At 73.4% G+C, this 13,759-nt stretch carries 13 protein-coding genes; 2 read left to right on the forward strand and 11 right to left on the reverse strand.

Annotation, left to right across the window (positions count from 1 at the left end; translation table 11 throughout):
• The first annotated feature begins 69 nt into the window (after positions 1–69).
• Both JOD66_RS29400 and JOD66_RS07115 read left to right on the forward strand, forming a co-directional pair.
• A complete protein-coding gene (locus JOD66_RS29400; protein WP_307823363.1) occupies positions 70–2,067 on the forward strand; it encodes an oxidoreductase in 1,998 nt (665 codons plus the stop codon).
• A gap of 47 nt (positions 2,068–2,114) precedes the next feature.
• A complete protein-coding gene (locus tag JOD66_RS07115; protein ID WP_204836199.1) occupies positions 2,115–2,879 on the forward strand; it encodes an SDR family NAD(P)-dependent oxidoreductase in 765 nt (254 codons plus the stop codon).
• A 76-nt stretch (positions 2,880–2,955) separates the two neighbouring features.
• On the opposite strand, the gene JOD66_RS07120 is transcribed toward JOD66_RS07115, so the two are convergent.
• From JOD66_RS07120 to JOD66_RS07170, 11 genes are read right to left on the reverse strand one after another with little or no spacing between them, the layout of a single operon-like run.
• Complete coding sequence (locus JOD66_RS07120) at positions 2,956–3,519, reverse strand: carboxymuconolactone decarboxylase family protein (RefSeq protein ID WP_204836200.1); 564 nt, start codon at positions 3,517–3,519, stop codon at positions 2,956–2,958.
• 36 nt (positions 3,520–3,555) lie between these two features.
• Positions 3,556–4,368, reverse strand: coding sequence for an SDR family NAD(P)-dependent oxidoreductase (locus tag JOD66_RS07125; protein WP_204836201.1), 813 nt, complete (start codon positions 4,366–4,368; stop codon positions 3,556–3,558).
• Positions 4,368–5,369 carry an LLM class flavin-dependent oxidoreductase gene (locus tag JOD66_RS07130; protein ID WP_204836202.1) on the reverse strand — a complete coding sequence of 334 codons (1,002 nt, stop codon included), beginning with the start codon at positions 5,367–5,369 and terminating at the stop codon, positions 4,368–4,370. Before JOD66_RS07130 ends, JOD66_RS07125 begins: the two co-directional genes overlap by 1 nt.
• A gap of 22 nt (positions 5,370–5,391) precedes the next feature.
• Positions 5,392–5,697, reverse strand: coding sequence for a DUF4387 family protein (locus JOD66_RS07135; protein ID WP_204836203.1), 306 nt, complete (start codon positions 5,695–5,697; stop codon positions 5,392–5,394).
• The gene (locus tag JOD66_RS07140; protein WP_204836204.1) at positions 5,684–7,120 is read right to left on the reverse strand and encodes an acyclic terpene utilization AtuA family protein; all 1,437 of its coding nucleotides are present in this window, start codon (positions 7,118–7,120) and stop codon (positions 5,684–5,686) included. The genes JOD66_RS07135 and JOD66_RS07140 overlap by 14 nt, the downstream gene beginning before the upstream one ends.
• A complete protein-coding gene (locus tag JOD66_RS07145; RefSeq protein ID WP_204836205.1) occupies positions 7,117–8,670 on the reverse strand; it encodes a class I adenylate-forming enzyme family protein in 1,554 nt (517 codons plus the stop codon). The genes JOD66_RS07140 and JOD66_RS07145 overlap by 4 nt, the downstream gene beginning before the upstream one ends.
• A gap of 5 nt (positions 8,671–8,675) precedes the next feature.
• A complete protein-coding gene (locus tag JOD66_RS07150; protein WP_204836206.1) occupies positions 8,676–9,947 on the reverse strand; it encodes a cytochrome P450 in 1,272 nt (423 codons plus the stop codon).
• A gap of 59 nt (positions 9,948–10,006) precedes the next feature.
• The gene (locus JOD66_RS07155; RefSeq protein ID WP_204836207.1) at positions 10,007–11,482 is read right to left on the reverse strand and encodes an MFS transporter; all 1,476 of its coding nucleotides are present in this window, start codon (positions 11,480–11,482) and stop codon (positions 10,007–10,009) included.
• A complete protein-coding gene (locus tag JOD66_RS07160; protein ID WP_204836208.1) occupies positions 11,479–12,624 on the reverse strand; it encodes an acetyl-CoA C-acyltransferase in 1,146 nt (381 codons plus the stop codon). Before JOD66_RS07160 ends, JOD66_RS07155 begins: the two co-directional genes overlap by 4 nt.
• Positions 12,625–12,626: 2 nt before the next feature.
• Positions 12,627–13,448 (reverse strand): enoyl-CoA hydratase/isomerase family protein, encoded by an 822-nt coding sequence (locus tag JOD66_RS07165; RefSeq protein ID WP_204836209.1) that lies wholly within the window; start codon positions 13,446–13,448, stop codon positions 12,627–12,629.
• Positions 13,448–13,759 (reverse strand): AtuA-related protein, encoded by a 312-nt coding sequence (locus tag JOD66_RS07170; RefSeq protein WP_204836210.1) that lies wholly within the window; start codon positions 13,757–13,759, stop codon positions 13,448–13,450. Before JOD66_RS07170 ends, JOD66_RS07165 begins: the two co-directional genes overlap by 1 nt.

Genomic DNA, 13,759 nt, shown 5'->3' on the forward strand with positions numbered 1-13,759 from the left:
CTTGCCGTGACCCCCGTCACCGACTACCGTGAGCGTTAGTAATAATCATACGCATCTATTGGAGGATCTGTGTCGGACCCGGGCTCCAGCCACCCCCATCTCTTCTCGCCCATCCGCGTGGGGACGATGGACCTCCGCAGCCGGGTCATGCTCCCACCCCATGCCTCCGCGATCGGCAACATCTACGGCACCGAGGACGAGGCCCGCCGCAACATCGCCTACTTCGAGCAGCGGGCCGAGGCGGGCGTGGCCTGGGTGGGCAGCCTGTCCACGCACGTGCGCAACCACCTGATCCCCGGCTTCGAGCCCACCGGCGTCGGCGCCGCGACGACCGGCTTCTTCCGGCTGCCCTTCTTCGTCGAGCGGGTGCAGGCCTTCTCCGACGCGATGCACGCCCGGGACACCTGCGTGACGGTGCAGATGGTCCACCAGGGCGGGATGCCGCACGGCGCCTCGCCCGTGATGAGCGCCCCCGTCATCAACCTGATGCCGCACGTGATGGACACCGACGACATCGCCGCCTTCGTCGCGGAGTACGCCGCCTCGGCCCGGCTCGCGATGGAGGGCCGCGCCGACGGCGTCGAGCTCCACCTCAACCACGACGACCTCCACGAGTGGTTCCTCTCGGCCTACACCAACCACCGCGAGGACGCGTACGGCGGCTCCCTCGAGGCCCGTGCCCGCTTCTCGGTCGAGTGCCTGCGGGCCATCCGCGACGTCGTCGGCAGCTCGATGACGGTCGGCATCCGGCTCAACATCCGCGAGGAGATGCCGGAGGGCTACGACGTCGACGGCGGCGTGGAGCTCGCGCAGTATCTCGAGTCCACCGGCCTGATCGACTACGTGCACGGCGTGGTCGGCTCGCCCTGGGGCAACCCGAGCTACATCCAGCCCACCTACTTCGAGCCGGGCCGGTTCTCCTCGCTCGCGCAGCGCTTCAAGGACGCGCTGAGTCTCCCGGTCGTGCACACCGGCCGGATCACCTCCCCACGGGTCGCGGAGGACATCCTCGCGGCGGGGCACGCCGACATCGTCGGCATGGCCCGCGCCCACATCGCCGACGGCGACCTGCTGGTCAAGGCCCGCGAGGGCCGCGAGGACGAGATCCGCCCGTGCGTCGGCGGCAACGAGTGCATCAGCCGGCGCTATGTCGAGGGCCTGCCGTTCGGGTGCGCGGTCAACCCCGGCACCAGCCACGAGGTCGACGTGCCCTGGCCGAGCGTCGCGCCGCGCCGCCTGCTGGTCGTCGGCGGCGGCCCCGCCGGCATGGAGCTCGCCGCGCTGAGCGCCGAGGCCGGCTTCGAGGTCGACCTGCGCGAGCGCGAGCCGGAGCTCGGCGGTCAGCTGCGCTACGTCATCCGCGCGCCGCGCCACGAGGGCTATGCCGCCTATCTCGACTGGCAGGTACGCCGGCTGGCCGGCCTGGGCGTCACGGTCACGACGGGCGTGGAGGTGAGCGCCGACGACGTGCGGGCCAGCGGGGCCGACGTGGTCGCGATCGCGACCGGTGCCCGCGCCCGTCGGCCCGCGATCGCCGGCGTCGACGCACCGCACGTGCTCGACAGTCGCGACGTCCTGGCCGGCGCGGCCGCCCCGGGCGGCCCCGGCTCCCGAGTGCTGGTGATCGCCCAGGACGACCACGTGGCTCCGCTCTCGGTCGCCGACCACCTCGCCGAGGCCGGTCACGAGGTGACCGTCTGCTACGCGACCCACCAGCCGGCGCCGCTGCTCGGCCGCTACATCATCGGCGGCATCCTCGGCCGCCTCGACGCCCGCGACGTCCGGATGGTCTTCATGGAGGAGGTGGTGCGGATCGACGGCCCGAGCGTGACCACCCGCAACGTCTACTCCCAGAAGGTCCGTCCGCTCGGGGAGTTCGACGCCGTCGTCCTCGCCTGCGGCAGCGTCTCGGAGTCCACGCTCTACGACGAGCTGCGCGGCAGCCTCCCCGAGCTGCACATCCTCGGTGACGCCTACGCACCACGCCGCCTGGTGTTCGCCACCCGCCAGGCCTACGCGCTCGCCGAGCAGCTCGCCGCCACCCACCGCGCCGCGGCGCTCGCCTGACCCGACCGACCACGAAGATCACCCTCCCCAGGAAGAGAACCCACGTCATGCTGCTCAAGGACAAGATCGCCCTCATCACCGCCGGTGCCTCCGGCATGGGCCGCGCCGGCGCCGAGGCCTTCGCCCGCGAGGGCGCGCACGTCATCGTCGTCGACTTCAACGGGGCCGCCGCCAAGGAGACCGTCGCCGGCATCGAGGCCGCCGGCGGCAGCGCCGTCGCGGAGGTGGCGGACGTCCGCGACCTCAGGGCGCTCAAGGCGCTCGCCGACCGGGTCACGGCCGAGCACGGCAGGCTGCACGTGCTCTACAACAACGTCGGCATCCCCGGCGCCGCCGGCCTGGACCTCACCGAGGAGGAGTGGGACCTCGGCCTGGAGGTCAACGGACGCGCCAGCTTCTTCCTCAGTGGCTACCTGATGGACGCGCTCAAGGCCGCGGACGGCGCCTCGGTGATCTTCACCAGCTCCACCTCCGGCCTAGTCGGCTCGCCCTTCAGCCCGATGTACTCCTTCACCAAGGGTGGCGTGATCGCGCTGGTCCGCTCGATGGCCCTGGCCCACGCCGCCGACAAGATCCGGGTCAACGCGATCGCGCCCGGATCGGTGGAGACCCCCGGCCTGCCCGGCTTCTTCCGCGTCGACGACCCGGAGGAGATCGAGCGACGCAAGGCGGCCTTCTTCGCCACCATCCCCCTCGGCCGGGCCTCGCAGCCCGAGGAGATCGCCCAGGTCGCGCTCTTCCTGGCCAGCGACATGGCCAGCTACGTCACCGGCGTGACGATCCCGGTCGACGGCGGCATCACCGCCAAGTAGCACCGTCCGACTGCGCTCGACGACGGGGAAGGGGCCGGCGATCCGCCGGCCCCTTCGCGCTGTCCGGCCGCAGCCCTCAGAGCACGTAGTGCGGCCGCTGCGCCCACGGCGACAGCGTCGCCTCGACGTCGGCGTACTCCTGCGGCAGGTCGTCGACCATGTTCAACGAGGCGGCGAGCCGCCCGTAGCCGACGAAGGTGGCGACCTGGAAGCCGAGGTCCAGGATCTCGCGGTCGGAGAAGTGGAGTCGCAGGTCGTCGAACATCGCCTCGTCGATGGCGAGGTGGTCGGTGGCGAAGCGGTCGGCGAAGGCGAGCGCGGCCTTCTCGGCCGCCGTGAGGTCCGGAGCCTCCATCGGCCGCTCCAGCGAGCACACCAGGTCCTCCCCCACGCCCTCGTCGTCGGCGCTCGTGTACCGGATCGCCATGCAGCTGCGGCACTGGTTGTGGAAGGCGACCCGCAGCCGGAGCAGCTCGAGGAGCCGGTGCGGGAGCTCGGAGCTCTCCCGCAGCGCGCTCATCCAGGTCTGGTACGCCGGCACCAGGTGCGGGGCGTTGGCGTAGACCTGCTGGCGGAGCGGGGCGTCCGCGCCGTACAGCGGGACATATGCCTCTGGCGGGGCGGGGGGAATGCGTGACATCGGTCGGGTCTCCTTCGGTGCGACGGCAACGGCGGGTCAGAGATCGGCGAGCACGCGGTCGATGCGCGCCCGCGCCAGCGGGGCGATCGCCTCGTCGGTGAGCAGGTACATCCGGTTCGACTCGACGGCGGCGACGACCTGGCCGCCGACCACCTCGGCCGGCACCGGCTCCAGGACGGTCATCGAGGTGGTCTTCGCCGGTGGTGCGATCGGACCGACGTCGGCGAGCTCCGCGGGCCGGTTGCGTGCGGAGTCGTGGATCTGGCTGGGCACCGGTCCGGGGCACAGCACGGTGACCCCCACGGCGGGCGCCACCTCGTCGAGGTCGGCCCGCAGCGTCTCGGAGAGCCCGATGACGCCGTGCTTGCTGGCCGAGTAGGCGGCGTTCCCGCCGCCGTCCAGGGGGCACAGGCCGGCCATGCTGGACGTGTTGACCACGTGACCGGCTCCGGCGGCGACCATGCTCGGGACGAAGGCCGCGATCCCGTTGGCCACGCCGATCAGGTTGACGTCGACGGTCCAGCGCCAGTCGTCGGCGGTGTGCTCCCAGACCGGGCGCCGCGCCGCGATCACACCCGCGTTGTTGCACAGCACGTCCACCCGGCCGTGCTCGGCGAGCACCCGGTCGGCGAGCGCCAGCATCGCGGCGGCGTCGCGTACGTCGACCCGGGCTCCCTCGGCCGTGACGCCGCGCTCGCGCAGCTCGGCGACCGCGGCGCCGAGCTGCCGCTCCTCGACGTCGACCAGGACCACGGTGAGACCGCGGGCGGCGAGGGCGTCCACGATCCCGCGCCCGATCCCGCTCGCGCCCCCGGTGACGACGGCGACCTGGCCCGGCTCCAGCCTCATCAGGCCAGCTCCGGCAGCACCTTGGTGCCGAACTCCTCCAGCTGCGCCATCGCGTCGCGGTGCGAGAGTCCGGGCCAGTGCGGCTTGTAGACGAAGTGGGTCATGCCGATCTGCTCACCGAGGGCGCCGAGCTGGTCGACGCACTCGGCCGCCGAACCCAGGATGAAGCGGTTCTCGATGTCGGCGCGCAGCTCCGCGCCGTCGCCGACCGGCGTGTTCTCACCGGAGAGACCCCACTTCCGGTAGGTCTCGTAGCGCGCCCGGTAGCGCTCCAGCGCTGCCTGCAGGCCGGCCTCCTTCGACGAGGCGATGAGCAGCTCGCGCCGCACCGGGAAGTCGCCGTCGAGCGGGAGCCCCGCCTCGGCGCGGGTGTCGAGGAACAGCCGGCGCAGGGACCTCAGCTCGTCGTGGGTGGGGAACGGCGGCGTGTACCAGGCGTCGCCCAGGCGCGCGGCCCGGCGTACGGCGCCGGCGGCCTGGCCGCCGATCCACACCGGGATGCCGCCCTCCTGGACCGGGCGCACCGACGGACGGGCGCCCGACACCGAGAAGAACTCGCCCTCGAAGTCGACGGTGTCGCCGCTCCAGAGCCGGCGGACCAGCGCCAGCGACTCCTCGAAGCGGGCCACCTTGGTGCCCTTCTCCACGCCGAAGGCCGCGAACTCGTGGGGGCTGTAGCCGAGCCCGACGCCGAACACCGCACGCCCGTCGGTCAACACGTCGAGGGTCGCCATCTGCTCGGCGATCTCGACCGGGTTGACCATCGAGAGCAGCACGATGCCGGTCGCGGTGCGCATGGTCGGCGCGACGCCGCCCATGTGGGTCAGCCACGGCACCGGCTGGAAGTAGCGCAGCTCGGAGCCGAGGAAGTGCTGGCCGCAGACCATCGTGTCGAAGCCGAGCTCCTCGGAGGTGCGGACCAGCTCCTCGTGCTCCGCGCGCTGCACCCGTGGGTCGGTGGTCGCGTCGTACACCGAGGTGAGCAGGATGCCGAACTTCATGGGGACTCCTCGAGCGAAGGGCTCAGACCAGCTCGGCCTGGGCGAGCGGGGTGTGCAGGTGGGCGCCGAACAGGTCGGCGCAGAACGGGTCGGTGCTGGAGGACCACCGGACCACCGAGACCTTGGCGGCGTGGATGCGGTCGTCCCACCACACGCCCTTCACCTGGTCCTCGGTGACGCCGTAGGCGGCCGCCACACCCGCCGGGGTCAGCAGGGTCGAGGACCGGGCGAGCGGGTAGGTCTCGGCGTCGAAGAACAGGTCCACGGTGACCGCGAACGGTCCGGCGTTCTTGCTGCGGATGATCGTGGCGGCGTCATACAGCTGCATCGGCCGACACCTCCTCGCGGATCGGGGTCGTCGCTCGCGGGAAGGTGACGACGGTGGTCGGGAACGGCGCCACCGGATCCTCGAGCGGCAGCAGGTGGTAGATGCTGAAGGAGAAGACGTCGGCGACCGGGACCACGACCGGCATCAGCGGCGCGGCGGCGTTGCCGGCCGTCGTCTTGCGGCCCGGGTAGGGGCCGATGAAGAGCCGGATGAAGGCGTAGTACGCCGCCTCCTTGGCGAGCTCCTCGGTGTCGGCGACGACGTCGACCAGGACACCGGCCTCGTGACCGGTGATCGCCGGGTTCGGCTCGAGGTCGCCGAGCACGGCGTCCAGCCCGAAGATCCGGGTCTGCAGGCGCAGCCGGCCCTCACGGACGGCATCGGCGAAGCGGGGCGCCTCGGCGACCGCGCGCTCCGCCGCGTCGGTCCACGACCGGGCCTGCGCCAGCAGTGCCGGCTCCCGTACGCCGAGCAGCGAGACCGCCCGGAAGCCCTCGCGCCGGGCCCCCTCCATCAGCACGGTGTAGGGCGCCTCGTGCCACACCGCGCCCTCGCAGCGCACCTCCGTGCCATGGCCGCGGTCGCGCTCGGCGTACGTCGCCCGGGAGAGGTCGAGCGCGCCGCCCGGGTTCTCCTCCCAGGTGGGATGGGACCGCTCGTAGAAGGTGTGCGACACCAGGCTGCGGGCCGACGGCGCGGCGCCGACGTGGGGCGAGCGCACGGTGAAGCCGGTGTCGTCGAGGCTGGCCCAGATGCACCGTCCCGAGTCGCCGGGCTCGAGCGCCAGGCCACCGCACTCCAGCATCTTCCCGGCGTGCGCGGCGATCGCGGTCGGCAGCCCGCGGAGCATCGGCAGCGCCATGAACAGGCCGATGTCCAGCGCGCGACCGGTGATCACCCCGTCGACGCCCTGGTCCAGGGCAGCCATCACCGGCTCCGGGCCGATCAGCGCGACGATCCGCTCCGCCTCGGCGACGTCGGCCGCCGTCAGCGGGGTCGCGAGACCCGCGTCGGTGCTTGCCGGGAGCACCGGCGGGCCGTCGGTGACGGCGGCGCTCAGTGTCTCGGGCGCGATCTCGGACCGGATCACGCCGACCCGCGGCGCCCAGCCGTTGCGCCGACAGAGCTCGTCGAACGCGGCGAGGCAGGTGTCGAGGTGCGGGTCGCCGCCGGCGATGCCGAAGGAGAACACGAACGGCACGCCGTGGCGCAGCGCCGCGCGGACGTAGGGCTCGACGTTCGCGGCCTGGTTGGCCGAGGGCTGGTCACCCGAGCCGAGCCAGTAGGGACCCCAGTCGCTGCCGGTGCCCTGGGCGACGATCACGTCGACGCCCCACGCGAAGGCCCGATCGATCGCCTCCTCGATATCGGGCGACGGTGCGATGTGGTTGACGAATCCGAGTATCCGGACCGGGTCGGTCATCGAGCCTCCTGCGAGCGGGTGGTGGTCAGGGCGGGCGTGGGGGCGAGCTGCTCGCGCACCTGGCGGCGCAGCACCTTGCCGGTGGCGTTGCGGGGCAGCTCCGCGAGGACCCGGACCAGGCGGGGCCGCTTGTAGCCGGCCAGGTGCGCCGCGGCCCAGGCGACCAGCTCGTCGGGGGCCAGCCCGCTGCCGGGGCGCAGCACCACCGCGGCGCCGACCCCCTCGCCCCAGGTCGGGTCGGGCACGCCGACGACGGAGACGTCGGCCACCTCGGGGTGGCGGCGCAGCACCTGCTCGACCTCGGCCGGGTAGACGTTCTCGCCGCCGGTGATGATGAGGTCCTTGATCCGGTCGGTGAGGAACAGGTAGCCGTCCTCGTCGAGGTGGCCGCCGTCGCCGGTGCGCAGCCAGCCGTCCCCGGTCAGCAGCTCGGCCGTCTCCGCGGGCCGCCCGTGGTAGCCGAGGGTGTTCTGGGCGGACCGGGTCCACACCTCGCCGAACTCCCCCGGCGCGCGGCGCCGGCCGCTCTCGGGGTCGCGGATCTCCAGCTCCACCCACGGATAGGCGCGGCCCGCCGAACGCCACCGGGGCGCGCTGGGGTCCAGGTCGTGCTGGGCGGGCATCTCGGTGAAGGCGCCGGTGGTCTCGGAGAGCCCGTAGAGCTGGCGCAGCACCGGGCCGAACAGGCGGTACGCCGCCTGCTGGGTCTCCGCGGCGATCGGCGACGCACCGAACATGACGCCTTCGAGATGGCCGAAGGAGAGCCCGTCGGTCGCGGCCGCGCACAGGCGCTGGATCATCGCCGGCACCAGGAAGGTGTGGGTGATCCGGTCGGCGACCAGGTGCTCGATCAGCGTGCCGGCCGTGGTGTCGGTGGTCAGCACCGTCGTGGCGCCCGCGTGCAGCCCGACCAGGGCCCAGCTGAGCCCGCCGACGTGGAAGAGCGGCGTGGCCAGCAGGGTGCGGCTGTCGGCGCGCACGCCCCACCACGGCGTCACCGCCGGCACCTTCGCGCCGAGGTTGGCGTCGGTGAGCAGCACGCCCTTCGGGGCGCCGCTCGTGCCCGAGGTGTAGACCTGCAGCACGGTCCGGCCGGGGGCGCGCACCCAGCCCGGCTCGGCGTGCGCCGGCTGCGCGGCGAGCCAGGTCTCGTAGTCGTCGCCGAGGTGGAGCACCAGGCACGGCTCGCCGTCGACGGCCAGCGCGTCGTGCAGCGCGGTGGTCGCCGGGGACACCAGGAAGTGCCGGATGCCCGCGTCGGCGACGACGCCGGCGAGCTCGGACGGCGCCAGCCGCCAGTTGAGCGGCACCGCGACCGCGCCGGCGCGCGCCGTCCCGATCAGCGCCTCGAGGTACTCCGGCACATTGGGCAGCAGCAGGCCGACCCGGTCGCCGTCGCCGACGCCGGCCCGGCGCAGCCCGGCGGCGAACCGGTCCGCGCGCCCGTCGACGTCGCGGAAGCTCAGCGTCCGGCCGGCGTACAGCACGGCCGGGTGGTCGGCCCGTTCGCCGGTCGGGCGGGCCTGGTCGGCGAGTCGGTAGCCCGCCACCGCGCTCAGCCCCGGTCCCGACCGAGATCGGTCGGGAGCGAGCGGATGGCGCGCAGCATCGCGCTGCCGGCGTACGTCGGCCGGTCGTCGAGGAGCCGCGCGTCCGGGAAGCGGCGCAGCAGCGTGGAGAACACCACGTCGCCCTCGATCCGGGCCAGGGCCGCGCCGAGGCAGTAATGGGCACCGAACGCGAAGGACAGGTGCTCGTTCTTGTTCTCCCGCGTGACGTCGAGCCGGTCCGGATCGGCGAACACCTCGGGGTCGCGGTTCGCCGCGCCCATCACGACGATGACCGTCTGGCCGCGGCCCACCTCCACCCCGTTGATCTCGAAGTCGCCGTCGGCGACCCGCGGCAGGTAGTGGTGGGGCGAGTCGTAGCGGATCAGCTCGTCGATCGCCCCCGGCACCAGGTCCGGCCGCTCACGCAGCAGGTCCCACTGGGCCCGGTGCCGCTGGAGCGCGAGGAAGCCGTTGCCGAGCAGGTTGGTCGTGGTCTCGCTGCCGCCGAAGAGGATGAGCAGGTACATCGCGACCAGCTCGTCCTCGGTCAGCGCCTCGTTGTCCCGCTGCTCCAGCATCGCCTTGGCGAGGTCCGGCGCCTCGCCGGTCGCCCGGAACCGGTGGACGGTCCGGCCGACGTACTCGCGGAAGGCGTCGATCGCCCGGTCCGCCTCGGTGAGCGACCGCTCGTCGAGCGAGAACAGCCGGCCGACGGCCTCCGACCACTCCCAGATCAGCTCACGGTCGGACTGCGGTACGCCGAGCATGTCGACGATCACCCGGACGGGCAGCTTGTTGGCGAGATCGCGCTTCACGTCGGCCTCGGGAGCGGCGACCATCTCGCCGATCAGCTCGTCGACGTGATGCTGGATCGACTCCCGCAGCTGCGCGATGCGGCGTGCCGTGAACGCCCGGGCCGCGATCCGGCGCAGCCGCGCGTGCGCCTCGGCCGACTGGCGGCTCATGAACAGGCTCTCGAAGTCGAGGACCTTGAAGAACGTCTCGTGGTGCGCCAGCGGCAGCCGGGCGATGGTGCCCTCCGCGAGCTCGCCGAAGCGGTAGGCGTTCTGGCCGATCGGGTAGCGCCCGCTCATCACGTCCTTGACGTCGCGGTAGCGGGTCACGACGGTCGCCGGGCCGCCCTGCCAGCGCACGATGCCGGTCCCCCCACGCCACCGCTCGTACATCGGATAGGGCCACGCGATCGTCGCCGGATCGGCGGCGAAGAAGGCGCCGATCTCCTCGTCCTGAACCGGGGACACAGTGGGGGCGGTCATGTCAGCGGCAGGCTCCTCCGCACTCAACGGTGCATATCTTGATCATGGTTATCCTCAACTTAGGCCGCCGTCGCCGGGGTGTCAACGGTCACCTCCGCCGCTCCGTCCGGGTCTCCCGCGCCGCGGCCGGTGCCTCGCGGCAGCAGCAGGAGCGCGACCAGGGCCGCGACCAGGGCGCCACCGCTGGCGAACACGGCGGCCAGCACGAAGCCGGTCTCCGCCGGGTCGTGGGCGCCGGGTCGGGTGTGCGCGGCCAGGATCGCGGCGACGACCGCACCCCCCGCGCTGCCGCCGGCGAGGCGGAGCACCTGGTTGACCCCCATCGCGGTCCCGACCCGCTCGTACGGCGTGACCGCCACGACCACCGCCGGCATCACCGAGTAGGCGAGGCCGACGCCCACGCCCATGACGACCATCATCACCACGATGTCGAGGATGCTGTCGTGCCAGCGGGCGAAGTAGCCGAAGGCGCAGGCGGTGGTCAGCGCACCGGCGGCGAGGACCACCCGGTAGCCGATCCGGCGCGCGGCCCACAGGCCGACCGGTGGCGTCACCAGGCTGACCAGCGCCATCGGCAGCATCAGCAGGCCCGCCACGAACACCGACCGGCCCAGTCCGACGCCGTGCTCGGTGGGGGTCTGCACCAGCACCATCACGGTGCTGGCGCCGGCGAACATGCCGATCCCGATCAGCATGGCCACGACGTTGACCCCGAGCAGGGTGCGGCTGCAGACCAGCCGCAGGTCGACCAGCGGCGCCGTGACCCGCAGCTCGACCAGCGCCCAGACGGCGAGCAGGGCCACGCCGGCGCCACCGACCAGCACGGTGGCGATCGAGGTCCAGCCCCACACGCCGCCGCGGGCCACGGCCAGCAGCAGCGCGCCGAGCCCGAGCGCGAGGAGCGCTGCCCCGGGCAGGTCCACGGCGACCCGGGGATCGCCCCGCGGCGCGGCGGGGACGGTCCGGGCAACCAGCCACGCCGCGGTGAGGCCGACGACGGTGACGAGGAGGAAGGGAGCCCGGTAGCCCGCGACGCCCACCAGCAGGCCGATCATCGGGTTGCCGAGGCCGACGCCGAGCGAGACGCTCAGCGAGAGCATGGCCAGGGTCCGCGTCAGCACCTCGCCGCCGAGATGCGCCCGCGCCAAGGAGACGGTCAGCGGCACCAGCGCATAGCCGAGGCCCTGGACCGACCGGGTCGCGATCACGGCCGGGAAGGTGGGGATCAACGCCACCGCGCTGGCCAGCCCGAGCACGAGCAGGGTGCCGATCAGCACGCGCTTGCGGGCCGGGCCGTCGGCCAGCCGGGACAGCACCGGCGTGCCGACCGCGCCGGCGAGCAGGGTCGCGATCACCATCCACTGCGCGTCCACGACCGGTACGTCGCGGGCCACCGAGACCTCGTAGATGAGCGGGTTGCCGAGGCCCGCGACCACGCCGCCGGTGAGGGCGGCGTAGGCCAGGCAGACGACCAGGGCCCGCGTGGAGACCTGCTCGGAGCGGGCCCCCGTCTCAGCCTGGACCCGCTCGGTCACACCAGCTCGAACAGGGTGGCGTTCGCCATGCCGCCGCCCTCGCACATGGTCTGCAGGCCGTAGCGTTGGCCCTCGCGACGCATCCGGTGCAGCAGCGTGGTGGCGAGTCGCGCACCCGTGCCCCCGAGCGGGTGACCGAGGGCGATCGCGCCACCCTGCGGATTGGTGCGGGCCGGGTCCGCACCGGTCTCCGCGAGCCAGGCCATCGGGACGCTGGCGAATGCCTCGTTGACCTCGAACGAGCCGATCTCGTCGAGCGCCACGCCGGAGCGGGCGAGCAGCTGCTCGGTCGCCGGGATCGGCCCGGTGAGCATCAGCACCGGGTCGGAGCCGGCCACCGTCATCGTGTGCACCCGCGCCATCGGCGTCAGGCCGTGCCGCTCGACCGCGTCCGCCGAGGCGACCAGGAGGGCGGCGGCCCCGTCGGAGACCTGGCTCGCCAGGGCCGCCGTCAGCCGGCCGTCCTCGCGCAGGGTGGCCAGCGTGGCGAGCTTCTCCGCCGTGGTGCCAGCCCGCGGCCCCTCGTCGGCGCCGAGCCCGGCGACCTCGACGATCTCGTCGTCGAACTGCCCCGCGGCGGCGGACGCGAGCGCGCGGCGGTGGCTCTCGAGCGCGTACGCCTCCATCGCCTCCCGGGACAGGCCCCACTTCTCCGCGATCAGCTCGGCGCCGCGGAACTGGGAGATCTCCTGCTCGCCGTACCGCTCGCGGTAGCCCTCGCCCGCCCGCGGGTGCGCCAGGTCGTGCTGCAGCGCGAGGGTGGTCGGCGAGGCGATCGGCACCTGGCTCATCACCTCGACGCCGCCGGCGACGACCAGGTCCTGCACGCCGGACATGACGGCCTGGGCGGCGAAGTGCAGGGCCTGCTGGGACGAGCCGCACTGGCGGTCGATGGTCGAGCCGGGGACCGACTCGGGCAGACCCGCGGTCAGCACCGTGGTGCGCGCGATGTTCGACGCCTGCGGCCCGATCTGGCCGACACAGCCCCAGAGCACGTCGTCGATCGCCGCCGGGTCGACGGCCGTGCGACGGACCAGCTCGCGCAGCACCGCCGCGCCCAGGTCGGCCGGGTGCACGGCGGACAGCGCGCCCCCGCGCTTGCCCACGGCCGAGCGCACGGCTCCGACGACGAATGCATCCATGGTCACTCTCCTGTTCCGGTGGGGGCGCCCGCTGCCCGGGCGGCCGGCGTCCACGGCGCGGGCCGGCGGTCGAGGAAGGCGGCCGCCCCCTCCGCCAGGTCGGTGCCGTGGAAGAACGCGAGGTTGAGGAACTGCGCGGCGTCGAGCGCCTGCGGTGCGGGCAGGTCGGCGAGCAGCCCGAACGCCCGCCGGCCCAGCCGGAGCGCGTCGGGGCTGGTCTCCTCGAACATCGCGGCGTAGTCGTCGGCGGCCGCCCAGAGCGCCTCCTCGTCGGCGCAGACCCGGGCCACCAGGCCCACCCGGGCGGCCTCCTCGGCGTCGATGGCGCGACCGGTCAGCATCAGGTCGAGCAGCACCTTGCGCGGCAGCGCGCGGACCAGGTGCGCCACGATGATCATCGGGAACAGCCCGAGCCGCACCTCGGGCATCGCGAAGCTCGCGCGCGGTCCGGCCAGCACGATGTCGCACGCGCCGGCCAGGCCCATGCCACCGGCGAAGGCCGGGCCGTCGACCACCGCGATCAGCGGCTTGGGCGACTCCAGGGCGAGCTGGTGCAGCTCGACGATCCCGGCCGGCCAGGCCCAGGCCGCGGCGGCCGGCATCGCGGCGAGCTCGCGCATCTGGCGCAGGTCCCCGCCCGCGGAGAAGGCGCTGCCGGCGGCGGCGATCGCCACCGAGCGGACGCCGTCGTCGGCGTACGCCTCGCGCAGGCCGACGAGCAGCGCCGCGCTCAGCTCGGCGTTGAGGGGGTTGCGCTCGTCGGGACGGTTCAGGGTGAGCACCGCCAGCGAGCCGCGTCGGGACGCGACGACGGCCGGGCCCATCAGGCCCCGCCCGCCAGCTCCATCCGGAGCAGCCAGGCGTACATCACCTTGCCGAGGTGGTCGGACCGGAGCGAGAGCGTCCCGCCGCCGTCGAGCGCGCCGGTCAGGACGAAGTTGAGGGCGCGGATGCCGGGCAGCTCGTACCGGGTCACCGAGCCGCGGACCAGGCTGCCGAAGTGGGCGGCGACCCGCTCCTCGGTGAGCTCGCGGCACAGGGTCCGGTAGCCGTCGTCGTCCCAGGCGACCAGTCCGACATTGCAGATGTCGCCCTTGTCGCCGGAGCGACCGTGGGCGAGGTCGACGACCCGCAT

It is taken from the genome of Nocardioides nitrophenolicus (genome assembly GCF_016907515.1).
GTDB lineage: Bacteria > Actinomycetota > Actinomycetes > Propionibacteriales > Nocardioidaceae > Nocardioides > Nocardioides nitrophenolicus.